This window comes from Nonomuraea sp. NPDC049637, assembly GCF_040675235.1.
Classification (GTDB): Bacteria; Actinomycetota; Actinomycetes; order Streptosporangiales; family Streptosporangiaceae; genus Nonomuraea.
The window spans coordinates 57,524-80,169 of sequence record NZ_JBFAOM010000004.1 but is presented as its reverse complement, the minus strand read 5'-3'; the positions used below and the strand labels follow the sequence as shown (position 1 = coordinate 80,169).

General features: G+C 74.2%; 26 protein-coding genes. 15 read left to right on the top strand and 11 right to left on the bottom strand.

Annotated features, from left to right (window positions below; translation table 11 throughout):
* Positions 1-39: 39 nt before the first annotated feature.
* From AB0J71_RS07180 to AB0J71_RS07150, 7 genes are all read left to right on the top strand, one after another.
* Positions 40-1,332: an extracellular solute-binding protein gene (locus tag AB0J71_RS07180; RefSeq protein WP_364413228.1), complete on the top strand. Its 1,293-nt coding sequence runs from the start codon at positions 40-42 to the stop codon at positions 1,330-1,332.
* Positions 1,329-2,258, top strand: coding sequence for a sugar ABC transporter permease (locus tag AB0J71_RS07175; protein WP_364413226.1), 930 nt, complete (start codon positions 1,329-1,331; stop codon positions 2,256-2,258). Before AB0J71_RS07180 ends, AB0J71_RS07175 begins: the two co-directional genes overlap by 4 nt.
* Positions 2,251-3,063 (top strand): carbohydrate ABC transporter permease, encoded by an 813-nt coding sequence (locus tag AB0J71_RS07170; RefSeq protein WP_352328343.1) that lies wholly within the window; start codon positions 2,251-2,253, stop codon positions 3,061-3,063. Before AB0J71_RS07175 ends, AB0J71_RS07170 begins: the two co-directional genes overlap by 8 nt.
* Before the next feature lie 32 nt (positions 3,064-3,095).
* Positions 3,096-4,103, top strand: coding sequence for a Gfo/Idh/MocA family oxidoreductase (locus AB0J71_RS07165; RefSeq protein WP_352328344.1), 1,008 nt, complete (start codon positions 3,096-3,098; stop codon positions 4,101-4,103).
* Entirely contained in the window at positions 4,100-4,870 is a 771-nt protein-coding gene (locus tag AB0J71_RS07160) for a sugar phosphate isomerase/epimerase family protein (protein WP_352328345.1), read from the top strand. Before AB0J71_RS07165 ends, AB0J71_RS07160 begins: the two co-directional genes overlap by 4 nt.
* 72 nt (positions 4,871-4,942) lie before the next feature.
* Entirely contained in the window at positions 4,943-5,968 is a 1,026-nt protein-coding gene (locus AB0J71_RS07155; RefSeq protein WP_364389627.1) for an NAD-dependent epimerase/dehydratase family protein, read from the top strand.
* Position 5,969: 1 nt separating this feature from the next.
* Positions 5,970-6,977 carry a dihydrodipicolinate synthase family protein gene (locus AB0J71_RS07150; RefSeq protein ID WP_364413224.1) on the top strand — a complete coding sequence of 336 codons (1,008 nt, stop codon included), beginning with the start codon at positions 5,970-5,972 and terminating at the stop codon, positions 6,975-6,977.
* A 164-nt stretch (positions 6,978-7,141) separates the two neighbouring features.
* Here AB0J71_RS07150 and AB0J71_RS07145 read toward each other — a convergent pair whose 3' ends face one another.
* Positions 7,142-8,248 (bottom strand): dipeptide epimerase, encoded by a 1,107-nt coding sequence (locus tag AB0J71_RS07145; protein WP_364413222.1) that lies wholly within the window; start codon positions 8,246-8,248, stop codon positions 7,142-7,144.
* Positions 8,249-8,495: 247 nt separating this feature from the next.
* Between AB0J71_RS07145 and AB0J71_RS07140 the strand changes: the two genes are divergently transcribed.
* Positions 8,496-8,993 carry a CAP family protein gene (locus AB0J71_RS07140; RefSeq protein WP_352330571.1) on the top strand — a complete coding sequence of 166 codons (498 nt, stop codon included), beginning with the start codon at positions 8,496-8,498 and terminating at the stop codon, positions 8,991-8,993.
* A 94-nt stretch (positions 8,994-9,087) separates the two neighbouring features.
* Here the strand turns inward: AB0J71_RS07140 and ppk2 are convergent, their stop codons facing one another.
* The 4 genes from ppk2 to AB0J71_RS07120 form a co-directional block, all read right to left on the bottom strand.
* On the bottom strand, positions 9,088-10,047 hold the full coding sequence (ppk2, locus tag AB0J71_RS07135) for a polyphosphate kinase 2 (protein WP_352331487.1): 960 nt from the start codon (positions 10,045-10,047) through the stop codon (positions 9,088-9,090).
* A 103-nt stretch (positions 10,048-10,150) separates the two neighbouring features.
* Positions 10,151-11,227 carry a phosphate ABC transporter substrate-binding protein PstS gene (gene pstS, locus AB0J71_RS07130; RefSeq protein ID WP_364389626.1) on the bottom strand — a complete coding sequence of 359 codons (1,077 nt, stop codon included), beginning with the start codon at positions 11,225-11,227 and terminating at the stop codon, positions 10,151-10,153.
* 68 nt (positions 11,228-11,295) lie between these two features.
* Entirely contained in the window at positions 11,296-12,003 is a 708-nt protein-coding gene (locus tag AB0J71_RS07125; RefSeq protein WP_364413220.1) for an alpha/beta hydrolase, read from the bottom strand.
* 1 nt (position 12,004) lies between these two features.
* On the bottom strand, positions 12,005-12,763 hold the full coding sequence (locus AB0J71_RS07120) for a DinB family protein (protein ID WP_352325971.1): 759 nt from the start codon (positions 12,761-12,763) through the stop codon (positions 12,005-12,007).
* A 72-nt stretch (positions 12,764-12,835) separates the two neighbouring features.
* Here AB0J71_RS07120 and AB0J71_RS07115 point away from each other — a divergent pair, with 72 nt between their 5' ends.
* Positions 12,836-13,792 (top strand): WYL domain-containing protein, encoded by a 957-nt coding sequence (locus AB0J71_RS07115; RefSeq protein ID WP_364413218.1) that lies wholly within the window; start codon positions 12,836-12,838, stop codon positions 13,790-13,792.
* On the opposite strand, the gene nhaA is transcribed toward AB0J71_RS07115, so the two are convergent.
* Together nhaA and AB0J71_RS07105 are read right to left on the bottom strand one after the other, a co-directional pair.
* Positions 13,789-15,006 carry a Na+/H+ antiporter NhaA gene (gene nhaA, locus AB0J71_RS07110; protein ID WP_364413216.1) on the bottom strand — a complete coding sequence of 406 codons (1,218 nt, stop codon included), beginning with the start codon at positions 15,004-15,006 and terminating at the stop codon, positions 13,789-13,791. The genes AB0J71_RS07115 and nhaA overlap by 4 nt on opposite strands.
* A gap of 103 nt (positions 15,007-15,109) precedes the next feature.
* The gene (locus AB0J71_RS07105; RefSeq protein ID WP_352325968.1) at positions 15,110-15,256 is read right to left on the bottom strand and encodes a hypothetical protein; all 147 of its coding nucleotides are present in this window, start codon (positions 15,254-15,256) and stop codon (positions 15,110-15,112) included.
* Between the two features lie 96 nt (positions 15,257-15,352).
* On the opposite strand from AB0J71_RS07105, the gene AB0J71_RS07100 reads away from it, so the two are divergent.
* Genes AB0J71_RS07100 through AB0J71_RS07090 form a run of 3 tightly spaced genes read left to right on the top strand, consistent with a single transcriptional unit; the run spans position 15,353 to position 16,499 of the window.
* Complete coding sequence (locus AB0J71_RS07100) at positions 15,353-15,736, top strand: hypothetical protein (RefSeq protein WP_364413214.1); 384 nt, start codon at positions 15,353-15,355, stop codon at positions 15,734-15,736.
* Entirely contained in the window at positions 15,733-16,161 is a 429-nt protein-coding gene (locus AB0J71_RS07095; RefSeq protein ID WP_364413212.1) for a MerR family transcriptional regulator, read from the top strand. The genes AB0J71_RS07100 and AB0J71_RS07095 overlap by 4 nt, the downstream gene beginning before the upstream one ends.
* 5 nt (positions 16,162-16,166) lie before the next feature.
* Positions 16,167-16,499, top strand: a complete 333-nt coding sequence (locus AB0J71_RS07090; protein WP_352325964.1) for a YnfA family protein — start codon at positions 16,167-16,169, stop codon at positions 16,497-16,499.
* Here AB0J71_RS07090 and AB0J71_RS07085 read toward each other — a convergent pair.
* Positions 16,477-17,166, bottom strand: coding sequence for a glycosyltransferase family 2 protein (locus AB0J71_RS07085; RefSeq protein ID WP_364413210.1), 690 nt, complete (start codon positions 17,164-17,166; stop codon positions 16,477-16,479). The genes AB0J71_RS07090 and AB0J71_RS07085 overlap by 23 nt on opposite strands.
* The gene (locus tag AB0J71_RS07080) at positions 17,163-18,143 is read right to left on the bottom strand and encodes an NAD-dependent epimerase/dehydratase family protein (RefSeq protein WP_364413208.1); all 981 of its coding nucleotides are present in this window, start codon (positions 18,141-18,143) and stop codon (positions 17,163-17,165) included. Before AB0J71_RS07080 ends, AB0J71_RS07085 begins: the two co-directional genes overlap by 4 nt.
* A gap of 128 nt (positions 18,144-18,271) precedes the next feature.
* Here AB0J71_RS07080 and AB0J71_RS07075 point away from each other — a divergent pair, with 128 nt between their 5' ends.
* The 3 genes from AB0J71_RS07075 to AB0J71_RS07065 all read left to right on the top strand — a co-directional run bounded on the left by AB0J71_RS07075 (position 18,272) and on the right by AB0J71_RS07065 (position 20,986).
* Positions 18,272-19,618 (top strand): glycosyltransferase 87 family protein, encoded by a 1,347-nt coding sequence (locus tag AB0J71_RS07075; protein ID WP_364413206.1) that lies wholly within the window; start codon positions 18,272-18,274, stop codon positions 19,616-19,618.
* A 41-nt stretch (positions 19,619-19,659) separates the two neighbouring features.
* Positions 19,660-20,301, top strand: coding sequence for a TIGR04282 family arsenosugar biosynthesis glycosyltransferase (locus AB0J71_RS07070; protein WP_364389621.1), 642 nt, complete (start codon positions 19,660-19,662; stop codon positions 20,299-20,301).
* A gap of 73 nt (positions 20,302-20,374) precedes the next feature.
* Positions 20,375-20,986: a methyltransferase domain-containing protein gene (locus AB0J71_RS07065; protein ID WP_364413204.1), complete on the top strand. Its 612-nt coding sequence runs from the start codon at positions 20,375-20,377 to the stop codon at positions 20,984-20,986.
* A gap of 177 nt (positions 20,987-21,163) precedes the next feature.
* Here the strand turns inward: AB0J71_RS07065 and AB0J71_RS07060 are convergent, their stop codons facing one another.
* Both AB0J71_RS07060 and AB0J71_RS07055 read right to left on the bottom strand, forming a co-directional pair.
* Complete coding sequence (locus AB0J71_RS07060; protein ID WP_364413202.1) at positions 21,164-21,637, bottom strand: PepSY domain-containing protein; 474 nt, start codon at positions 21,635-21,637, stop codon at positions 21,164-21,166.
* Positions 21,638-21,768: 131 nt separating this feature from the next.
* A complete protein-coding gene (locus tag AB0J71_RS07055; RefSeq protein WP_364413200.1) occupies positions 21,769-22,611 on the bottom strand; it encodes a GNAT family N-acetyltransferase in 843 nt (280 codons plus the stop codon).
* Positions 22,612-22,646: the final 35 nt, after the last annotated feature.

Here is a 22,646-nt window from a genome sequence, read left to right as displayed (position 1 = left end):
CCCCCCCTTCCCCCCTCTTCGTTCCTGTTGGAGGACCCAATGAGAGTGCGCGTGCTCGCCGCTGCCGCGGCGGCCGTCCTCACCGTGGCCGGCACGGCGTCGTGCGGCGGCCCGGCCGACGACTCCGGGGCGGTCACCCTGAAGCTCGGCTTCTACGCCGCCGCGGGCGACCCGGCCGACACGACCATGCGGGAGCTCGTCAAGGAGTTCACGGCCGCCAACCCGTCGATCAAGGTGCAGCTGGAGGTCGCGCCGTACGTCAAGTTCTTCGAGCGGCTCAGGACGCAGATCGCCGGCGGCCAGGCGCCCCAGGTGTGGCTGTCGGACGGCGTGCTCGTGCAGGAGTTCGCCGCCCGCGGCGCGCTCGCCGACCTGAGCGACCGGGTCAAGACCGTCAACGCCGCCGACTTCTCCGGCATCGAGCTGAACCGCGACGCCCAGGGCCGGGTCTTCGGCTTCCCCCAGGGCGCCCAGACCCCGGTGCTCTTCTACAACAAGAAGCTGTTCGCCGAGGCCAAGGTCGCCGAGCCCACGGCCGAATGGACCTACGACGACCTGGCCGCCGCGGCCAGGAAGCTCACCAAGGACGCCAACGGCGACGGCAAGCCCGACACCTACGGATTCCGCGCGTACTCGCCGGGGTTCACCGAGAGCTGGTGGCCCATCGTCAAGGCGTTCGGCGGCGACGTCGTCACCGACGGGGGCCGCAAGGTCGTCGTCGACAGCCCGCAGTCCACGGCCGCGCTCGACTGGATGTTGCGCGCCATGGGCAAGGACGGCTTCGCCCCCGACTACGTGACCACCGAGGCCATGGGCAAGGGCGTCGTGCACACGCTGTTCGCGACCGGCCGGGTCGCCATGTCGTACGGCATCTACGCCCGGACGCTGCCCGCGGTGAGCGCGGGCGTCGACTTCGGCGTGGCGCCGCTGCCGAAGGGCCCGGCCGGGCGTGGCAACGTCGCGATCGTCAACTCGTGGGTGGTCGGCAAGGGCGCCTCCCCCGCGCAGGCCGACGCGGCGTGGAAGTGGATCACGTTCTTCTCCGGCGAGGGCCCGCAGCGCAAGTGGGCCGAGCTGGGCGAGGCGATCCCGATCAACAAGAAGGTCGCCGCCACGGCCCTGCCCGCCGACCGCGGCCCGGTCTTCCTGGAGTCGCTCGACGCGGCCACCGACCTCGGCACCAACGCCGTGTGGTCGGAGTACACCGAGGCCCTGGCCAAGCGCATGAACGAGGCCCTGTCGGGCGCCACGCCGGTCGCCACCGCGCTGCAGACCGGGCAGAAGGAGGCCCAGGAGGTCATCGACCGCTTCTACGCCGGGAAGACGCAGTGACGGTGCTCACCAGGCGCGCCGGACAGGTGGCCGCCGAGCCGCGGCCGCCGGCCCGGCGGCGCACCGGCGAGCGGGCCTGGGCCTTCGCGTTCGCCTCGCCCTACCTCCTGCACCTGGTCGCGCTGGCCGCCTGGCCGCTGCTGGCCTCCCTGTTCTTCAGCATGACCGAGTACGACCTGATGTCCGCGCCGAGGTTCGTCGGGTTCGGCAACTTCACCCGCCTCTTCGAGGACCCGACGTTCTGGCGCACGCTCGGCAACACGGCGTACTTCGCGGTGCTGTTCGTGCCCACCCAGACGGCCCTGGCGCTGGCCCTGGCGGTCGCGCTCAACCAGCGGCTGCGCGGCATGGCGCTGTTCCGCGCGGCCTACTTCGTGCCGGTCGTCTCCTCGTGGGTGGTCGTCGCCTACGTGGCCGACGCCGTCTTCAACCCGCAGACCGGCATCGCCAACCAGGTGCTCGGCTTCCTCGGGCTGCCGGCCGAGAACTGGTTGCAGGATCCCGCGCTGGTGATCCCCACGCTGGCGGCGGTCGCGGTCTGGAAGGGCGTCGGCTACATGACGGTGCTCTTCCTGGCGGGCCTGCAGGCCATCCCCGAGGAGCGCTACGAGGCCGCCAAGATCGACGGCGCGTCGGCCTGGAACCGGTTCCGCTACATCACCCTGCCGGGCATCTCCGGCACCACGTTCCTGGTGCTGGTGCTCACCTCCATCGAGACGCTGCAGTCGTTCGAGCAGGTCTTCGTGATGACCGACGGCGGGCCGCACGGCGCGAGCGAGCTGACCGTGCTCTACCTCTACCGGCAGGGTTTCCAGTTCTTCCAGATGGGCTACGCCTCGGCCGTGGCGTGGGTGCTGTTCGTGCTGGTGCTCGCGCTGACCCTGGTGCAGTTCCGGCTCCAGCGCAGGTGGGTGCACTATGCGTAAGACCGTCTCGTACGTGCTGGTGCTGGCGGGGGCGGCGGTCATGTTGCTGCCGTTCGCCGCGGCGCTGGGCAACTCGCTCAAGAGCTTCGCCCAGTACATCCAGGTGCCGCCCGCGTGGATCCCCGACCCGGTCCAGTGGGACAACTACGCCGAGGTGTGGCGGCGCACGCCGTTCGGGCTCTACCTGGCCAACAGCCTGGTGATCGCGGTGCTCGCGGTGGCCGGGAACGTGCTGACCAGCGCCATGGTCGGGCACTCCCTGGCCAGGATGCGGCTGCCGGGCAAACAGGCGCTGCTGACGATGGCGCTGGGCACGATGATGTTGCCGACCGTCATCACGATCGTCCCGAACTTCCTGCTGTTCCGCTCGCTGGGCTGGCTGGACTCGATGCTGCCGCTCATCGTGCCGTACTGGCTGGCCACGCCGATCGGGATCTTCCTGATGCGGCAGACGTTCCTCGGCATCCCCAAGGACTTCGAGGAGGCGGCCGGCCTCGACGGCGCCAATCCCTGGCAGGTGTTCTGGCGCATCCACCTGCCGCTGGCCAAGCCCGCCCTGGCCACGCTCGCGGTCTTCACCTTCACCACCTCGTGGAAGGCCGTGCTGGAGCCCACGATCTACCTCACCTCGCCGGAGAACTACACGCTGCCGGTCGGCGTGCTGAGCCTGAAGGGGCAGTTCGTCGGCAACGACCAGCTCGTGACGGCCGCGGCGATGATGAGTCTGCTGCCGATGCTGGTGGTGTTCGTGCTGGCCCAGCGTTACTTCGTCCGCGGAACCATGTCCGCGGGTCTCAAGGGCTGACCAGAGCCCATCTCCGATCCGGAAAGGAAATCGTGACCACAACATCCGGGCTGCGCCTGGGCGTCATCGGCGCGGGCACCATCGCGGAGTTCCACGTGGCCGCCGCCCGCCAGAGCGCCGGGCAGGTGAAGGTCGCCGCGGTGTGCGACGTCCGGGCCGAGGCGGCCGAGAAGCTGGCCGCCGAGGCCGGCGCGCGGGTCTTCACCGACCACCGGGCGATGCTCGACGCCGGCGGCCTCGACGCGGTCGTGATCACCGTGCCGCACGCGCTGCACGCCCCGATCACCCTCGACGCCGCCGCGGCCGGGCTGCACGTGCTCGTCGAGAAGCCGATCGCCACCACCCGCGAGGACGCCGTCCGCATGATCGAGGCGTGCCGGGCGGCCGGCGTCGTGTTCGCCGTCGGGCACGTGCTGCGCTTCGTCCCGATGCTGCGCGCGGCGGCCGGGTTCCTCGCCTCGGGCGAGCTCGGCCAGGTCGTGGTGGCCGCCGAGCGGCGCACCGCCGACTACGCCGACCCCACGCGTCCCCGCTGGTTCCTCGACGCCGACATGGCCGGCGGCGGCATCGTGCTCAACGTCGGCACGCACAGCATCGACAAGCTCCAGATGCTGGTCGGCTCGCCGATCGCGGAGGTCACCGCGCACGTCGCCGGGCCCGCCGGCGGGTCGGTGGAGACCGAGGCGGTCGCCCTGGCCCGGCACGCCGACGGCACCCGGTCGACGATCTCGGTCACCGGCACCGGCCTGCCGTTCACCGACGAGGCCGAGATCGTGTGCGGCGAGGGCGCGCTGCGCATCAGCCGCGGCGAGGGCGTCTGGTCCTTCCGCGGCGGCGTCGCCACGCAGGTCGCCGCGCCCGGGATCGGCGAGATGGCCACCGCGTTCGCCGCGCAGCTCGCCGACTTCGCGCGCGCCTGCGCCGGCCGGACCGCCCCCGAGGTCACCGCCGAGTACGCCCTGTCGGTCCTCGACGTCGCCCTGGCCGTCTACGAGTCCGCCCGCCGGGGTTCCACCGTCACAGTGAAGGGACAGTCATGAACCCGCTCGCGTTCAGCACGCTCGGCATGCCGGGCGCACCGGCCGCGGAGGTCGTCGCCACCGCCGCCCGGTACGGCTGCGCCGCCGTCGAGCTGCGCTGCGCCGAAGGTGAGATCGTCGCGCCGGACACCTCCGACGCCGAGCTGCGCTCGATCGCCCGGACGTTCGCCGCCGCCGGGATCGGCATCGTCGCCGTGTGCTCCTACACCCGCGTGGCCCGGCCGGACGGCGACCCGGTGGCCGAGGTGCTGCGCCACGTCGAGATCGCCGAAGCGCTCGGCTCGCCGTACGTGCGGGTCTTCGGCGGGGTCGAAGGGCAGGACGACCCGGCCGCCGCCGCGACTCGGAGGCTCGCGGACGTGGCCGGCCGGCTGCCGGACAACGGCGTGGACGTGCTGCTGGAGACGCACGACGTGTTCCTGACCGGCCAGGCGGTGGCCGGCGTGCTGGCCGGGGTCGGCTCGCCGCGCGTCGGCGCGCTGTGGGACGTGGTCAACCCGTGGCGGGCCGGCGAGAGCGCCGCGGCCACCGCGGACGCGCTGGCCCCCTACCTGCGGCACGTGCAGATCAAGGACGCCGCCTCGCCCGCCGACCTCGCGCCGGTGCTGCCGGGCAAGGGCGCGGTGGGCGTGCCGGGCGTGCTGGCCGAGCTGGACCGGATCGGCTACGCGGGCTTCCTGGCGCTGGAGTGGGAGCGCGCCTGGTACCCCGACGCGGCGCCCGTCGGCGAGGCCCTGGCCGCCTTCCGAACGGTGCTGGGACGGTGATCCCCCTGGCCGCCTGCCTCCCCCTGCCGGACCGGATGGGCATGGCCCGCCGGCGACCCGAAGGAGCCGCACATGTTCACCTCTGAGCAGGAGCTGGAGGACCGGCTGGCCACCCCGTCGGCCGCGCTGGCCGCCGACGTCGCCGGGCTCGACGGCGACCTCGTCGTGCTCGGCGCGGGCGGCAAGATGGGGCCGAGCCTGGTCCGGCTGGCCCGGCGGGCCCTGGAGGCGGCGGGCCGCGGCTCGGCCCGCGTGTACGCCGTGTCCCGCTGGTCGGACGGCCGGGCCGCGCGGGCGCTGGCCGACGAGGGCGTCGAGGTGGTCGCCGCCGATCTGATGTCCGGCGGCGACCTGACCGGGCTGCCCGACGCGGCCAACGTCGTGTTCATGGCGGGCGCCAAGTTCGGCACGTCGGCGGCGCCGTACCAGGCGTGGGCGGTCAACGCGGCGCTGCCGGCCGCCGTGGCCCGGCGCTACCGCGACTCCGCGATCGCGGTGTTCTCCACCGGCAACGTGTACCCGCTGGTGGACGTGGCCGGCGGCGGCAGCGCCGAGGAGGACCGTCCGGACCCGGTGGGCGAGTACGCGATGAGCTGCCTGGGCCGGGAACGTGTCTTCGAGCACGCCGCCGCGGCGTACGGCACCAGGGTCGCGATCCTGCGCCTGAACTACGCGGTGGACCTGCGCTACGGCGTGCTGGCCGACCTCGCGGCCACCGTGGCGGCGGGCGAGCCGGTCGACCTCACCACCGGGCACGTCAACGTCGTCTGGCAGGGGTACGCCAACGAGGTCGCGCTGCGGTCGTTGCGCCACGCGCGCGCCCCGGAGGCGTTCACCCTGAACCTGACCGGCCCGGAGACCGCCTCGGTGCGGCGCACCGCGGCCCGGCTGGCCGCCGCGATGGGGACGAAGGCGTCCTTCACCGGCGCCGAGAGCGGCACCGCGCTGCTCAGCGACGCCTCGCGCTGCCACGGCCTGTTCGGCTACCCGGACGTGCCGCTGGACACCCTGATCGCCTGGCAGGCCGGCTGGCTGTCGCGCGGGCTGCCCCTGTCGGGCAGGCCGACCAAGTTCGCGGTACGCGACGGGAGGTTCTGAGATGTCGATCGACCTGCTGCGGGAGGGGACGGTCATCCCCGCCCACCCGCTGGCGCTGACCGCCGGGCGCACTCTGGACGAGCGCCGCCAGCGCGCGCTCACCCGCTACTACCTGGCCTCGGGGGCGGGCGGCGCGGCCGTGGCGGTGCACACGACGCAGTTCGAGATCCGCCGGGCGGGCCTGCTGCGGCCGGTGCTGGAGCTGGCCGCCGAGGTCGTGGCGAAGGAGGCGGAGCGGCCGTTCGTCATGGTCGCGGGCGCGTGCGGCGACACCGCCCAAGCCGTGGCGGAGGCGGAGCTCGCCGCGTCGCTGGGCTACCACGCGGTGCTGCTGTCGCCCCAGGTGCCCGGCGCGGGCGAGCCGGAGCTGCTGGCGCGGGCCAGGGCGGTGGGCGAGGTGCTGCCGGTGATCGGCTTCTACCTCCAGGAGGCGGTGGGCGGACGCCGGCTCGGCCCGTCGTTCTGGCGGTCGCTGAGCGAGCAGGAGTCGGTGGTGGCGATCAAGATGGCGCCCTTCGACCGGTATCGCACGCTCGACGTGGTCAGGGCGGTGGCGGCGTCCGGACGCGGCGACGACCTCGCGCTCTACACCGGCAACGACGACAACATCCTGGCCGACCTGCTCTCCCCCGTCGCGGGCCGCCGGATCGTCGGCGGGCTGCTCGGCCAGTGGGCGGTGTGGACGCGGGCGGCGGTGCTCATGTTCGACGAGGTGCGCCGGGCGTGGGCGGGCGACGACGAGGTCCTGCGTTCCCTGCTGGCCCGCGCCGGCGACCTCACCGACGCCAACGGCGCGGTGTTCGACGTGGCGGGCGGGTTCCGCGGCTGCATCGCCGGGGTGCACGAGGTGCTGCGCCGCCAGGGCCTGCTGGCCGGGACGTGGTGCCTGAACCCGGACGAGGGCCTGTCGCCCGGGCAGGCCGCGGAGATCGCGCGGGTGAGCGCGGCCTATCCGTGGCTGGTGGACGACGAGTTCGTGGCCGCCCACCTGGACGACTGGCTGCGCTAGCTCCTGGACGCCCGAAGGTTATTACGGCGCATCGTAATATTGATAATTTTGGCCCTGTTTTCCCTGCAGGAGCCGGCACGCGCCGGTGGTGACGATGAAGCTATTGTCGAGCCGCTTTGTGCGCAGCGGCCGGGACGCGCGTCCCGGCCCCCGGTTTTCGTTCGTCAGACGGTCCAGTGGGCCGTGGACAGGGCGCGGACGGCGTTCTCGTCCACCTCGACGCCGAGGCCGGGGCCGGTGGGCACCAGGGCCGTCCCGTCCGAGACCTCCACCGTCGGGCCGCCGACGTACGCCGAGCGCACGAACTGGCGGCCGTTGAGGTCGACCGGGGTGTCCACGCCGAACGCCGCGAACAGGTGCAGCGAGGCGGCGAACCCCAGGTCGGTGTCCGTCAGCCCCGAGCCCATGATGCGCAGCCCGGCGTCCTCGGCGAGCTGGCACAGCCGGCGCGACAAGGTCAGCCCGCCCGACCGCTGCACCTTGGCGATGGCGATGTCGACGGCGTCGAGCTTGACGAACGTGGCCAGGTCGGAGGGGTGGCGCAGGCTCTCGTCGAGCGCGACCGGGAGCGGGCTGTGGTCGCGCAGGCGGCGCAGCCCGGTGACGTCGTTGGCGGGCAGCGGCTGCTCGAACGCCGTGACGTCCAGGTCGGCCAGCCGGCGGGCCATGCGCAGCGCGCCGTCCACGGTGTAGGCCTGGTTGGCGTCGACCCACAGCGGGGCGCCGGGGGCCGCCTCCCTGACGGCCGCGACGACGGACAGGTCCGTCGCCTCGTCGTGCAGGCCGACCTTGACCTTGAACGCGCGGTAGCCCTCCGCCCGCCCCTCCTCGACCGCCTGCCGCACCTCGCCGGGCGTCTGACCGGCCACGATCCAGCCGAGCGTGATCCGGTCGAGGCGGCGCTGGCCCCACAGCACGCCGACGGGCACCCCGAGGGCCCGGCCGAGCAGGTCGTGCAGGGCGATGTCGAGCGCGGACTTGGCGATCGGCGACCCGATCGTCAGCCCGCGGTTGATCACCTTCTCGTAGGCCGCGCAGGCGCCGTCCAGGTCCCAGGCGGGGCGGCCGAGGAGGGCGGGGGCCAGGTAGCCGGCGATCGTCGTCGAGATCGACTCCACGGTCTCGTACGTCCAGGCGGGCGTCGGCGTGGCCTCGCCCCAGCCGGTCACCCCGCCGGCCGTCACCTTGACGAGAACCCGCTCGGCGGGCTTCCCCTCGGTGGTGACGTTTCCCCCTGAAATGCTGAACGAACGGATGGACGGCAATTCCACGACGAATATCTCAATACGCTCGACGAGCAGCGATCTCATCATTCTCCAATGAGCAGGAATTCATGCTTACCCGAGCATTTAATCCTCCTGAATCTAGCACGCCGGAATTGATTTCAGAATCAACGGCAGGAATTCATCCGGCCCTTTCGCCGGCGCCCGCTGGCCGCATCCGGACGTTGACCGGCGACCCACCCGGGCGCAGGCTTCGGTGGTCCCCACTTCTCCCGTTCACGACGAGGTGATCGAGATGGCCGGAACCCGTCCCGCCCTTCCGGACGCGACCAGCGACAGCTTCCTGGCCGAAGCACTGAACGAGGCCAACGCCTACCGCGCCAAGCACCACGCGCCCCCCATGGAGATGGACGCCAAGCTCGTCGAGTACGCCAAGGAGCGCGCGTCCTCGCGCTCGGAGTACGCCAAGCTGTCGGCCGGCCACGACGGCCTGCGCGACACCACCGGCGAGAACATCTTCTGGGGCATCTCCTCCGGCTCCACGCCGAAGACCGCCGGCGACGCCGTGACCGCCTGGTACAACGAGATCGCCGATTACAACTGGGCGAACCCGCCGGGCGACCCGGCCAGGACCGGGCACTTCAGCCAGCTCGTCTGGAAGGACACCAGGAGGGTCGGCGCGGCCCGCGTCGCCGGCCAGGGCCCCGACGGGTTCGAGACCTACATCGTGTTCGTCTTCGAGAATCCGGGCAACTACGAGGGCGAGTACCCCCAGAACGTCCTGCCCGCCTGACGACGGGCCGGTCAGGGGGCGGCGAGGGCCCCCTGACCACCGGCTCCCTGACCACCGGTCGCCCGACCACCACCGGCCGGCCGGCGCCGGACGGTCACGGGTCGGTGCCCTGGGAGGCGACGTGGTCCTCGTCGAAGATGTCCCCCGCCGAGATCACGATCCGCGGGTCGGGCACGCCGACGACCTCGTCGTCCTTGTCGTCGTAGTCGAAGAGGCTGAGCACGTGGCGCATGGCCTCCAGCCGGGCGCGTTTCTTGTCGTTGCTCTTGATGACGGTCCAGGGCGCCGACTCCGTGTCGGTGTGCAGGAACATGTCCTCCTTGGCCTGGGTGTAGTCGTCCCATTTGCGGAGGGACGCCAGGTCCATCGACGACAACTTCCACTGCCGCACCGGGTCCACCTGGCGGATGATGAACCGGGTGCGCTGCTCGGCCCGCGAGACCGAGAACCAGAGCTTGACCAGGTGCAGCCCCGAGTCCACCAGCAGGTCCTCCAGGCGCGGCACCTGCTCCATGAACTCCAGGTACTCGTGCACGTCGCAGAAGCCCATGACCCGCTCGACCCCCGCCCGGTTGTACCAGGAGCGGTCGAACAGCACGATCTCCCCGTTGGCCGGCAGGTGGGCGATGTAGCGCTGGAAGTACCACTGGCCGCGCTCGCGCTCGCTCGGCTTCTCCAGCGCGACCACCGTGGCCCCGCGCGGGTTGAGGTGCTCCATGAAGCGCTTGATCGTGCCGCCCTTGCCCGCCGCGTCGCGCCCCTCGAACAACACCACCAGCCGGCGGCCGGTGGCCTTGATCCAGTACTGCAGCTTGAGCAGCTCGATCTGCAGCAGCCGCTTGTCCCGCTCGTAGATCTCCCTGGACAGGCGCTCGTCGTAGGGGTAGTGCTGCCGCCAGGTGTCCACCGGCCGGCCGTCGGCGCGCATCAGCACCGGATCGTCGTCGTCGCCGTCGTCCACCCACAACCCGGGAGTGGTGTCGAGCAGTTCGCTGTGCTCCGCGGCCGCCAGGGGGGCGAGGACCACGGGCTGCTCGTCGCCTGGACCGGTCATGCGGCCCGCGACCGGATGTTCGCGTTCATGGCGTCCTCTCTTCACCGGATGCGGCCGGCTAATCCTGCCGGCGGCCGCTGTTCCGGGAAATCCGGCGGGCCGTTCAGCTCGTGGCTCCCAGGCGGCCGCGTACCTGGGCGAGCAGGTCGTGCGGCAGGGGGGCGTAGCCGTACAGGGCCAGGTAGGACTGGCCGGCGTCGCCGGCGGCGTAGCCGAGGAAGGCGCGCACCAGCGGGTCCGCCCGGCCCGCGCAGATGATCTCGTACGTGACCTGCACGATCGGGTAGGCGCCGGGGACCGGCCGCCTGTGGTCGAACGTCAGCACCAGCCCGCGCTCGCCGCTCTCGACCGTGGCGCCCTGCAGGGCCCTGCCGGCGCTCTCCGGCGACAGCGCCACGAACTCCCCGGCGGGGTTGCGCACGTCCGCGGTGCTCAGGCGGGCGCTGCCGGCGAAGCCGTACTCGACGTAGCCGATGGAGTCCCTGGTGTGCTGGAGGACCTGGGTCATGCCGCTGGAGCTGGTGACGCCCTGGCCGGCGCCGGTCCACGTCCTGGACGGCTGGTGCGGCCAGCCGCCGGTCGCCCGCAGGAACTCGGTGAGGTTCTGGGTGGTGCCGGACTGGCCGGAGCGGTGGAAGACGTGGATGCGGGTGGGCGGCAGGCGGTGGCCGGGGTTGTCGGCGGCGATCTCGCGGGCGTCCCACCTGGTGAGACGCCCGGTGAAGATGCCGGTCAGGGTCGCCGGGGAGAGCCGCAGGCCGGGCACGGAGGTCAGGTTGTAGGCCACCGCGACCGGGGAGACGACCATCGGCAGGTGCTCGGCCCGGCCGCCGCAGCGCCGGTCGGCCCGCGTCTGCTCCTCGGGGGTCATCGGCACGTCCGAGCCGGCGAACGCGCTGCGTCCGGCGATGAAGTCCTCGATGCCGCGGTCTGAGCCGTTGGCCTCGTAGACGACGCGCAGTTCGGGGTGGACGCGCTCGAACTCGCCGGTCCAGGCGTCCATGGCGCCCTTCTGCGCGGTCGAGCCCGAGGCGTGCAGCCACGCGACGACCGGCTCGGGGGCGGCGCCGTCCTCGCTGCTCATGCTCAGGAACACGGCCCCGGCCGCGGCGGCGGCCCCGGCGACCAGAACGAGCGCGGTGACCAGGACCGACTTGGCCGTCCATGTCAGCCTTGCCATTGCACAAGGCTACGAACCGGACGCGTCCGGACCCGTCATCCCGGGGTCAAGCTCTCGGACACGAAGGGTTACCTTGTCGCCAAGCCGTCCGGCGTCCCGTCGGCCGCGGCGGCCAGGAGGCGGGCCAGCTCGACCGGCTCGGTGAACATGGGCCAGTGCCCGGAGTCGAGGTCGACGAGGTCGAGGTGCTTGACCCGGGCCAGCTCCGCGACGTCGCCGCCGTCGATCCACTCCCGGGCCTGCGCGGGGCTGAACTCGGGGCACACGACGACGGCCGGCACCCCGAACCGCCGCTCGTCCGTCAGCCGCACCACGCCCTTGGCCACCCTCTCGGGGACGGGGACCGCGGCGGCGGCGAACCTCCGCCTGGCCGCCTCGTCGAGGTCGGCCGAGTCCGGCCCCTCGAACGGCTCCCATCCCGGGAACGGCACGACGCCGTCCGCGGCCTCGAAGAAATCGGCGTAGAGGGCGCCGTCGGCGGCGGGGAAACCGCCGATGAAGGCGACCTTGGCCACCTTGTCCGGCCGCGCGTCGGCGGCCAGCCAGGCCAGCGTGCAGGCCGCGGAATGGCCGGCCACCAGGGGCCTGCCGTCGGCCGCGTCCACGGCGGCCAGCACCGCCGCCACCTGGTCGGCGAGCGTGGCGGCGGTGTTCCCGTCCCCCTGGCCGGGCAGGGCGACCGGCACGGGACGGTGGCCGAGCGCCTCGATCGCGGGCGTCACCTCGTCCCAGGCGGACGGGTCGAGCCAGAGGCCGCCGATGAGCAGGATGTCCATGTCAGTCTTCTTTCTCCAGTGCGTTCAGGTCGCGTTCCGCGTAGAGCCGGTGTTCCCATTCCTCGTGCAGGACGATGTGCAGGCACTCCTTGAGGGGGAAGCCGGCCAGCCGCGGCCAGCCGGGCTCCTCACGGGTGACGTGTGAGGCGAGCAGTTCGGGGGTGAGCGAGGCGACGACCCGGCCGACCATCGCCCGGCGGTCGCGGCGGACGGCGAGCACCTCCGCCAGCGGCGGCCGGGCCGCGCGGTCCCACGGGATGCCGTCCCAGCCGGGCGCCTCGTCCCACGGCAGGTCGAGCGGGTGCCATGGCGAGGGGTCGCCCAGGATCATCCGGCCGACCCAGGCGGCCGAGGCGAAGTTGAGGTGCCGCAGCGTCTGGACGAAGGACCATTCGCCGTCGACGTTCTGGTGCAGCGCCGCCTCGGGGAACGTCGCGGCGCGGGCGAGGGTGCCCGCCCACAGGCGGTCGAGGATCGCCCACGCCTCGCCGAACCCCTCGGGGTCGCCGGGGCGCATCCGGGCGCGTTCGGGCATGCGGCGGTTCAGCTCGGCCTCGACGAGGGGCGCGATGTCCACGCCGTTCACCACGACGTTCCGCAGCTCGCCGCTGATCTCGACGTCGACGAGCTCGGCGCCGCGCAGCCGCACGCCGGACAGGTCGGCCGCGCGCACGCGGACGTCGGACAGGCGTACCCGGGTGAACGTGCCCCGCCGCACGCTCACGTCCTGGACCTGGAGGTCTTCCCGGTAGTCGGTCATGACGCCACACGGTAGGGCGTATTCCGGACGTTCTACTTCCGGTTCCCGCCGTGACGGCCCTAATCTGCTCGGGTGCCCACCGAACTCAGCCCCACCGCGCGGGCCCTGCGCGCCATGGAGGTCCTCCGGCAGCGTCCCGGCGTGACGGCCGGGGAGCTGGCCGCGGCCCTGGGCGTGACCGAGCGCGCCGCCCGCCGGTACGTCGGGATCCTGCGCGAGGCGGGCATCCCCGTCGAGTCGGCCAGAGGCCCCTACGGCGGCTACCGGCTCGGCCGCGGCACCAGGCTGCCGCCGGTCGCCTTCACCGAGCCCGAGGCGCTGGCCCTGGTCATGGCGGTGTTCGACGGCCAGCCGGCCGCCACCGATCCCGACGACCTGGTGGGCGCCGCCCTGTCCAAGGTCATCCGGGCCCTGCCGGAAGGCGTCGGACGCCAGGCCGCCGCGCTGCGCGAGCACGCCTCCGCCGCGCCCGACCGGTACGCGGCCCGTCCCGGCGTCGCCGTGACCAGCGCGCTGGTCGCCGCGTCCGCGGCCCGGCGGCGGGTCCGCATCGCCTACCGGAGCGGGTCGGGCACGGAGTGGGAGGCCGAGGTCGACCCCTGGGCGGTCGTCGTCCGCTACGGGCGCTGGTACCTGCTGTGCCACTCCCACCGCGCCGGCGCGATCCGCACCTACCGGGTCGACCGCGTCCGGGCCGTCCACGAGACCGTCCACGGCTTCCGGCCGCCCGACGGGCTGGACCCGGTGGCGGCGCTGGAGGAGAACCTGGGCACCGGATGGGCGTACGCGGCCCGCGTGGTCTTCGACGCGCCCCTGGCCGAGGTGGCGCCCTGGGTGCACCCGCCCATGGGACGGCTCGAACCGCACGGCGAGGGCTGCGTGCTGGTCGGCAGCACGGGCAACCCGGCCATGTACGCCCAGGAGTGGCTGCCGGCCGTGCCGTTCGCCTTCCGCGTCGAGGGCGGCCCCGAGCTGCGCGCGGCGGTCGCGCGCCTGGCCGCCCGCCTGGCCGCCGCGCTGCCCGGCTAGGCCGCCGGCGGCCCGGCCGCGCGGTGCCGGCGGACGCGCGCGCCGAGGATCAGGGCGGCCAGCACGGACGCCGCCGCCGAGGCCAGCAGGATCGCGCCCTTGGCCTGCGTCAGGTAGGCCGGCCCGGGGTAGGAGAGCTCGGCGATCAGCAGCGAGACGGTGAAGCCGATGCCGCCCAGCACGCCCACGCCGGCGATGTCGCTCCAGCCCAGCCGCGGGTTGAGGTGGGCGCTGCTGAGGCGGGCGGTGAGCCAGGCGGCGCCGACGATGCCGAGCGGCTTTCCGATCAGCAGCCCGGCCAGCACGCCCCAGGTCACGGTCCCCGTCCAGAAGCCGCCCGCCCCCGACAGGGAGATCCCGGCCGACAGCAGCGCGAACACCGGCAGCACCACCCCGGCGCAGAACGGCCGCAGCGCGTGCTCGGCGCGCTGCGAGGGCGGCACCTGCTCGCCGGCCCGCGGCCGGGTGCGCATGAGCAGGCCCATCGCGACGCCGGCGATGGTCGCGTGCACCCCGCAGGCGTGCACCAGCGCCCAGATCAGCACGGCGAGCGGCCCGTACAGCAGCCACGCGGGCAGCGCGCGGCGCACGGCGGTGACCGCGCGGCCCCGCCCGTGCTGCAGGTACGCCCACACGCCCAGCGCGGCGGCGGCCCCGGCCAGGGCGGCGAGGTTCAGCCCCGAGGTGTAGCCGACGACGATCACGACGACCGCGCACACGTCGTCCACGGTCGCCAGCGTCAGCAGGAACGTGCGCAGCGGGGCCGGCAGGCCGCGGCCCACGACGGCCAGGACGGCGAGCGCGAAGGCGATGTCGGTGGCCATCGGCACGCCCCAGCCGCGGGCCGCCTGGCCCGGCGCGGCGGCGTTCACCGCCAGGAACAGCAACGCCGGGACCACCACGCCGCCGAGCGCGGCCACCACGGGCAGCGCGGCGCGGCGCGGGTCGCGCAGCTCGCCGTGCACGAGCTCCTGCTTCAGCTCGTTGCCGACGATGAAGAAGAACACCGCCAGCAGCCCGTCAGCGGCCCACGCCTGCGCGCTCAGGCGCAGGCCCAGCTCCTGCGGGCCGAAGGACCACGTGCGCAGGGCCTCGTAGGAGCCGGCGAGGGAGGAGTTGGCCCAGGCCAGCGCGGTCAGGGCGGCGAGGATGAGCAGGACGCCGCCGACCGCGTCCGAGCGCAGGGCAGTGATGATCCGCGAGGAGGCAGACATGAGGGGAGAACTCCAGGACGGTACGGAAACGAACGGGCCGCCCGATGCGCGGCCCCGGCCTCATGGCGACGCGCGCACCCGGATCACGTCCGGGTGCGGGCGCTCAGCGGCCCTGCGGCGGGCGGATGCCCGCGATCACGCCCCACGTGCTGACGTAGCCGTTCGTGCCGACCGGACGGAACTCCAGCGGGCGCAGCGGGCGGGCGTGCCGCTCGCGCGCGAGGTGAAGGCAGGAGCGGAATTCGCGCACCTTGCCCCCCTTTTGTCCGATCGTCTCCCCCTCCTACCCTACAAGGGCCCGCCGCCCCTTGAATCCGGTACCCGGGTACGGGGTTACCGTCGGGACATGACCGCAGACCTGCCCCTCTCCCCCGGCTGGACGCCGTCCGCCTGCACGCTGCCCACCGCCGAACGGCTGCTGCGGGTGGCCGAGTTCGACGAGCTGTTCGCGCGCTCGGTGCGCTCGGTGCGCCGCCCCGCGCCCGACCGGCTGGAACTCGACCTCGACCCCGACGGCCCCGACGGCCCCGACGGCTCCGGCGGCTCCGGCGGTCCCGGCGTCGCCGCCCGCGCCGCCGGGCTGGCCGCCCGGGAGAACGCCTGCTGCTCCTTCTTCACCTTCACCCTGACCATCGGGAGCGGCGGCCTGACGCTGGCGGCGACCGTGCCCCCGCGGCACACCGGCGTCCTGGACGCCCTCCAGGCCAGGGCCGGGGGACGGCCCGCGTGAGCCCCGAGGAGCCGTGCCTGCGCAGCGGGCAGGTGGCCGAGCGGGCCGGGGTCAACCTCCAGACCCTGCGGTATTACGAGCGCCGTGGCCTGATCGCCGAGCCGCGGCGCAGCCCCGGCGGGCACCGCGCGTACCCGCCGGGTACCGTCGCGCTGCTCACCGTGATCAAGGCGGCCCAGCGGCTCGGCTTCACCCTGGACGAGATCGCCGCGCTGATCGGCGCCGGCCGCCGCGGCCACCCCACGGCCGGCCTGCGCGTCCAGGCCCGGGCCAAGATCGACGAGATCGACGCGAGGATCGCCGACCTGGCCACCGTCCGGGAGTCGCTGAGCCAGGTGGTCGCCGCCGGCTGCGACAGCCTGACCGGCTGCACCGGCCCCGGCTGCCCCCTCCCCGCCGCCGCCCTGGCGGATGCGATGTACTGACCGTCATGACGATGATCCGCTCACTGCTGCTGTTCGCCCTGGCCGCGCTCGCCGAGATCGGCGGCGCGTGGCTGATCTGGCAGGGCGTGCGCGAGCAGCGCGGCCTGCTGTGGATCGGCGGCGGCGTCGTCGCCCTCGGCCTGTACGGCTTCGTCGCCACCCTCCAGCCGGACGCCAACTTCGGCCGCATCCTGGCCGCCTACGGGGGCGTCTTCGTCGCCGGGTCCCTGGTGTGGGGCATGGTCGCCGACGGTTTCCGCCCCGACCGCTGGGACGTCGTCGGCGCCCTGATCTGCCTGGCCGGCGTCCTGGTCATCATGTACGCCCCGCGCGCCTGACCCCGTCCCCCGGGCGCTCGTCCGCCATGACGCGGCGCATGTCGGCGACGGCCCGCAGCGTCCCGCGCAGGGTGCCGGTCACCTTCGAGCGGCCCGCGCGGGGCAGGTAGTCCACGTCCGTCTCGCCGATCCGCCACCCGGCCGCCGCGGCGCGCAGCACCGTCTCCAGCGGGTAGCCGAAGCGGCGGTCGGCCGTCCCGAGCGACAGCAGCGGCACGCGGGCGGCCGCCCGCATCGGCCCCAGGTCGCGCAGCGCCACGCCGGTGCGCCGGCGCAGGCCCCGGGCCAGGACGGCGTTGCCCAGCCGGGCGTGCCCGGGCCAGACGCCGGCGCCGCGCGGCCGCCGGCGCCCGAGCACCAGGTCGAGCTCCCCGTCGAGGACGGGCCCGGCCACCCGGGGAAGCTGGGCCGGATCGAGCGAGGCGTCGGCGTCCATGAAGCAGACCAGGTCGGCGGAAGCGGCCAGCAGCCCGGCGTGGCAGGCGGCCCCGAACCCGCGCACGGGCTCGGCGACCACCCGCGCCCCGAGCTCGCGGGCGACCCGCGCCGAGCCGTCGGTGGAGCCGTTGTCGACGACGATCGGGCGGTAGCCGGCGGGCATGCGCCCGAGCACCCAGGCGAGCGCGGCCTCCTCGTCGAGGCAGGGCAGGATCACGTCGATCGTCATGACCGGGCGAACTCCGCCATCCCGGACTCGAACCCGATCGCGGCGCGGAAGCCGAGCTCGGCCTCCGCCCGCCGGGGCGAGGCGACGACGTGCCGGACGTCGCCCAGCCGGTAGCCGCCGGTGACCCGCGGGACCGGGCCGCCGCACCCGGCGGCGAGCACGCGGGCCATCTCCCCCACGGTGCGCGGCGTGCCGGAGGCGATGTTCCAGGCCCGCAGCCCGCCGGGCGGCAAGGGCACGGTCAGGGCCGCGAGGTTCGCCCGAGCCACGTCGCGCACGTGGACGAAGTCGCGCAGCTGGCGGCCGTCCTCGAACACCAGCGGCGCCCGGCCGGCCCGCAGCGCCGAGCGGAAGATCGCGGCGACCCCGGCGTACGGGGTGTCGCGCGGCATGCGGGGCCCGTAGACGTTGTGGTACCGCAGGGCCGCGACGGTCCCGCCGGTCTCCCTCGCCCAGTTGGCGGCCAGGTGTTCCTGGGCGAGTTTGCTGGTGGCGTAGGCGTTGCGCGGATCGGGCGGGGCGTCCTCCTCGATCGGAGCCCAGCGCAGGGGCTCGCCGCAGCGCGGGCAGGGCGGCTCGAACCGGCCGCCGTCCAGGTCGTCCGCGGTCCGCGGGCCGGGCCGGACGTCGCCGTGCGCGGCGCAGGCGTAACGTCCCTCGCCGTAGACGACCATCGAGGAGGCCAGCACCAGCCGGGTGATCCCGTGCCTGGCCATGGCGGCCAGCAGCACGGCGGTGCCGAAGACGTTGACGCAGGCGTAGGCGGGCAGGTCGGAGACGTCCACGCCCAGGCCCACCTTGGCCGCCTGGTGCACGACCGCCTCGACGCCGGGCAGCAGCGTGTCCAGGGCCGTGGCGTCGCGCACGTCCGCGCCGGTCCGCGTGTCGAGGCCGACGACGTCGTGACCCGCCGCCTCCAGGGCCTCGGCGACGTGACCGCCGATGAAGCCGGCCGAGCCGGTGACCATCACTCTCACGCCGCCGACGGTAGCGGCCGGGACAGGCGGGCCGAAGCCGCGTTCGCGGTTCGTAAGGGTTCTTACGAACAACGAACGTGAACCGCCGCGGCGGCCCCGGACCGGCCTCCGGATGCGAGGCTGCCGCCGTGAACCGGAACACGACGGCGGCCGCCGGGACGCTCGCCGCCCTGGCGGCCGTGGTGCTGCGGCTGGCGACGGGGCCGCCCCATCTGGGCTGGTACCTGGCGGCCTGGGCGCTGTTCGCGGCCGCGCTGTGGCAGGCCGCCCGGCTGCCGGAGCGGCGGACGGCCGTCCTGGTCCTGGCCGGCGGGATCACGCTCGCCGCGACCGGCCTGGCGGCCCCGCCGAGCAGCAGCACCGACTCCTTCCGGTACGCCTGGGACGGCCGCGTGCAGGCCGCCGGCATCTCGCCCTACGACCACCCGCCGGCCGACCCGGCGCTCGCCGGGCTGCGCGACGACTGGCTCTTCCCGGCCGCCTGCCACGCCCCCGCCCTGTGGCCCCTGCCCGGCAGCGGCTGCACCCGGATCAACCGCCCCACCGAGCCGACGATCTACCCGCCGGTCGCGCAGGGCTACTTCCTGCTGGTCCACTGGTTGTCGCCGGACGGGGTGCGGCACAAGGCGCTCCAGCTCGGCGGCTTCGCGGCGGCCGTGGCCGTGCTGGCGATCCTGTGCCGGGCGGCGGGGGCCCGGCGGGCGGCGTACTGGGCGTGGTGCCCGGCCGTGCCGGTGGAGGCGGTGAACAACGCGCACGTCGACATGCTGGGCGTGCTGCTGGTGGTGCTGGCCTTCACCGCCGTGCGGGGGCGCGGCGCGCTGCTCGGCGCGGCCGTGGCGGCCAAGCTGCTGCCCGTGACCGCGCTGCCCGGCGCGCTGTCCGGGGTGTTGTCCGGCGTGTTGTCCGGGGGCCTGGGCGGAAGTGTCCCCTGGCGGCGGGTGCTCGGCGTCGTCGTGCCCGCCGGGCTCGTGATCGCGCTGTCCTACCTGCCGTACGTGCTGGTCTCGGGCGCCTCGGTGGCGGGCTACCTGCCGGGTTATCTCAAGGAGGAGCGCTACGACGGGCCCGGCGGCGGGAACCGTTATGCCGTCCTGCGGCTGCTCGTGCCGGACGGGTGGGCGCCCTGGGCCGCGGTCGCGCTGCTCGGCCTGGTCGTCCTGGCCGTCCTGCGCCACGGCGACGCAGGACGGCCCTGGCGCGGCGCGCTGCTGGTCAGCGGCTCCCTCCTGCTGCTGTTCACCCCCGGCTACTCCTGGTACGCGCTGCTCGTCGTCGCCCTGGCCGCGCTGGACGGCCGGTGGGAGTGGCTGGGCGTCGCCCTGGCCGGCGCGGTCGCCTACACCGCCGGCCCGGCGGCCCCGGGCACCCCCGGCACCCCCGCGTACGCCGTGGCCGCCCTGGCCGTGCTGGCCGGCTGGGCCGTACGGCGGTCCCGCGGCGATCACCTGCTGTCGTCGGCACGGAAGGACTGAGGAAGCTGAGTCGTCCCACGTTCGAGCACCCGCCGCAGATCGTGCTCATCGCCAAGGAACCCGTGGCCGGCCGGGTCAAGACCCGGCTGACGCCCCCGTACAGCCCGGCCGAGGCCGCCGCGCTGGCCGAGGCCGCGCTCCGCGACAGCCTGCGCGCCGTCGCCGCGACCCCCGCCGCCCAGCGGATCCTCGCTCTGGACGGCCTGCCGGGCCGCTGGCTGCCCCCCGGTTTCGTGGTGATCCCGCAACGCGGCGCCGGGCTGGACGAACGCCTCGCGGCGGCCTTCGCTGACGCCCACCGGCTGCGGCCTGGGCCCGTCGTGCTCATCGGCATGGACACCCCGCAGGTCACGCCCGAGCTGCTGGGCGAGGCCGGGGCGGCGCTGGCGGACCACGACGCGGTGTACGGCCCGGCGGCCGACGGCGGTTTCTGGCTGCTGGGGCTCCGGCGGCCGGACCCGGCGCTGCTGCTCGGGGTGCCCATGTCGCACCCGGAGACCGGCAAGGTGCAGCTCGACCGGCTCGTCCGCGCCGGGCTGGCCGTCCACCACCTGCCCGAGCTGGTCGACGTGGACACCGCCACAGCCGCGACCGAGGTGGCCCGCCAGGCTCCCGCCTCCTGCTTCGCCACCACCCTCCGAACACTGCGCCGACGACCGGACCGGGGAGAGCCATGCCGGTGACCGAGCACGACCGCGCCACCGGCGAGCCGACCCGGGTGATCGGGCACGACCGCGCCGCCGGGAGGCCGGGACGGTGATCGGGGAGATCTATGCGGCCGCGCTCGCGGGTGAGCGCGCCGAGATCGAGTACCTGGACGGCACCCGCGCCGAGCTGGCGGCCGCGCGCTGGTCGGCGCCCATCGACGGCGACGAGGAGATCCTGAGCCACTGCCGCAGCCCCACACTGGACATCGGCTCCGGGCCCGGCCGCCTCACGGCGGCGCTGACCCGGCGCGGCGTGGCCTCGCTCGGCATCGACGTCACGCCGCACGCCGTCGCCCTGACCCGCCGGGCGGGCGGGTTCGCCCTCCTGCGGGACGTCTTCGACGACGTCCCCGGCACCGGCCAGTGGGCGACGGCGTTGCTCGCCGACGGCAACATCGGCATCGGCGGCGACCCGGCCGCCCTGCTACGCCGGGTCCGGCAGCTCGTACGGCCGGGCGGCACCGTCCTGGCCGAGCTCGCGCCGCCCTGGACGCGCAGCCGGGTCGACCGGGTACGGCTGCGCCGGGGAGCGCGTGCGGGGGAATGGTTCGGCTGGGCGACCGTCTCGGCGGCCGACATCGCCCGCCTGGCCGCGAACGCGGGATTCACGGCCGCCCACTGCCGCCCGGCCCACGGCCGCTGGCTGGCCCACCTGCACTAGCACCCAGCCCCACCGCCCACGACCCACCGGCATCGGCACACGGCCTCCGCCGCCCACGGTCCACCGGCACCCGGCCCCGGCGCCCACGGCTCGCCGGTGCTGGCATCCTGTGCCGGGTCGCGGCCGTTCAGCGCGCGCCTGGATCAGCGTCCGGTCGGGTCGGTCGATCGGCGTCGGTCAGTCGTCGTCGGCGTCGTCGCTGCCGGTCTTGCCGTGGTCGTCGTCGTCGGCGTCGTCGTCGCTCTTGGCGGTCTGGTCGTTGTTCTGGTCGGTCTTCTGGGCGTCCGTGCGGTCGCCCGAGCGGTCGTCGGCCTGGTCGTCACCGTGGTCGTCGGACTCGTCGTCGGTCTCCTCGGCGAGGACGGTGCCCTTGGCGGCGTCCACGGTGATCTCGCGCTCGGTGCCGTCGGCGGCGTCGATGTCGATCTCCCAGACCTGGCCGGCGTCCTCGTTCTCCAGCTCGGCCGAGGTGACCTTGCCGCCCGGCACCTTCCCCAGCGCCGTCTTCTCGGCCTGCTCCTGCGAGACCGCCGGGGCCGGCGCGGACGTGGGGGCGGACGTGGGGGTGGAGGTGGTGGCGAAGGCGGTGCCGACGCCGGCGGCGAGCACACCGGCCGTGGCCAGTCCAGCGATGATCATGGGCTTACGCATGCGGAATCACTCCGTAGGTTCGGTCGTCTTCCTGACGCCTCCCAGAGTGGCCGCCGGGACGATAGCGACGAACTGCGGGAACCCTAACGTCCGGTTAAGACGCCGAACGGCCCCCGCACCCCCTGACGGACCTACTCGTAACGGGCACGACGGGCGATCTTCTCGAACCTGAGACCGCCGAAGAGCGCGGCCGAGGCCGGGTTGTTGACGTTGACGTCCAGGAACACCTGGCCGGCGCCGCCCTCGCGCATCCGGCCGAGCGCCGCGACGGCGAGCGCCCGCGCCAGCCCGCGCCGCCGCCACCCGGGCACGGCCCCGACCTGGACCAGGAACTCCTCCGCGCACGTCACGAAGCCGACGGCGACGTCCCCTTCGAACGCCACCAGCGAGCACCCCGGCAGGAACTCGTCGTCGACCAGCCAGTCCACCCACTGCTCCCGCGTCCACCCGGGAAAGCCGGGACGGTCCGCGAAGGACGCGGAGTACGCCTGGTGGAACGCCCCTTCGGTGAGCGGGGACCACTCCTCGACCGTCACCTGCGCCGGCATCGGGACGTCCGGCAGCGGCCGGGTCAGGTCGCGCCGGAAGACGTCCTCGGCGAACGTCTGGCGGAAGCCGCGCGCGAGGAACAGCTCGTGCGCCTGCGGGGTCAGCGACTCGGTCTCCAGCCGCACCTTGCCGGGCTCGGCGGCCAGCCGGTCGAGCAGGCCCGACCCCAGGCCCCGTCCGCGGTGGTCGGGGTCGACCAGGCCGGTCGCCGCCGACGTCTCGCCCACCGGCCGCACGGCGCCGCAGGCCACCAGCAGCCCCTGCGTGAACGCGCCCACCGCGGCGTCCGTGACGTACCGGCGTTCCAGGAAGGAGGGCGACGCGGTGGCCGGGAGCCCGCCGTCGCGCGCCGCGCACCTGCCGGCCAGCCCGGCGATCGCCGGCAGGTCCGTGGCGGACAGCGCGGCCCATTCGATGGTCACCATGGTCTCCCTCGCGTGCGGATGATCAAGTATGTCAC

Excerpts from the sequence above, each read along its gene's own strand:
- AB0J71_RS07055 (WP_364413200.1), bottom strand. The coding sequence starts at position 22,611 with ATGGTGACCATCGAATGGGCCGCGCTGTCCGCCACGGACCTGCCGGCG.
- AB0J71_RS07085 (WP_364413210.1), bottom strand. The coding sequence starts at position 17,166 with ATGACGATCGACGTGATCCTGCCCTGCCTCGACGAGGAGGCCGCGCTC.
- AB0J71_RS07140 (WP_352330571.1), top strand. The coding sequence starts at position 8,496 with ATGGCCGGAACCCGTCCCGCCCTTCCGGACGCGACCAGCGACAGCTTC.
- pstS (WP_364389626.1), bottom strand. The coding sequence starts at position 11,227 with ATGGCAAGGCTGACATGGACGGCCAAGTCGGTCCTGGTCACCGCGCTC.
- ppk2 (WP_352331487.1), bottom strand. The coding sequence starts at position 10,047 with ATGACCGGTCCAGGCGACGAGCAGCCCGTGGTCCTCGCCCCCCTGGCG.
- AB0J71_RS07180 (WP_364413228.1), top strand. The coding sequence starts at position 40 with ATGAGAGTGCGCGTGCTCGCCGCTGCCGCGGCGGCCGTCCTCACCGTG.
- AB0J71_RS07125 (WP_364413220.1), bottom strand. The coding sequence starts at position 12,003 with ATGGACATCCTGCTCATCGGCGGCCTCTGGCTCGACCCGTCCGCCTGG.
- AB0J71_RS07090 (WP_352325964.1), top strand. The coding sequence starts at position 16,167 with ATGACGATGATCCGCTCACTGCTGCTGTTCGCCCTGGCCGCGCTCGCC.
- nhaA (WP_364413216.1), bottom strand. The coding sequence starts at position 15,006 with ATGTCTGCCTCCTCGCGGATCATCACTGCCCTGCGCTCGGACGCGGTC.
- AB0J71_RS07060 (WP_364413202.1), bottom strand. The coding sequence starts at position 21,637 with ATGCGTAAGCCCATGATCATCGCTGGACTGGCCACGGCCGGTGTGCTC.
- AB0J71_RS07120 (WP_352325971.1), bottom strand. The coding sequence starts at position 12,763 with ATGACCGACTACCGGGAAGACCTCCAGGTCCAGGACGTGAGCGTGCGG.
- AB0J71_RS07150 (WP_364413224.1), top strand. The coding sequence starts at position 5,970 with ATGTCGATCGACCTGCTGCGGGAGGGGACGGTCATCCCCGCCCACCCG.
- AB0J71_RS07155 (WP_364389627.1), top strand. The coding sequence starts at position 4,943 with ATGTTCACCTCTGAGCAGGAGCTGGAGGACCGGCTGGCCACCCCGTCG.
- AB0J71_RS07170 (WP_352328343.1), top strand. The coding sequence starts at position 2,251 with ATGCGTAAGACCGTCTCGTACGTGCTGGTGCTGGCGGGGGCGGCGGTC.
- AB0J71_RS07160 (WP_352328345.1), top strand. The coding sequence starts at position 4,100 with ATGAACCCGCTCGCGTTCAGCACGCTCGGCATGCCGGGCGCACCGGCC.
- AB0J71_RS07100 (WP_364413214.1), top strand. The coding sequence starts at position 15,353 with ATGACCGCAGACCTGCCCCTCTCCCCCGGCTGGACGCCGTCCGCCTGC.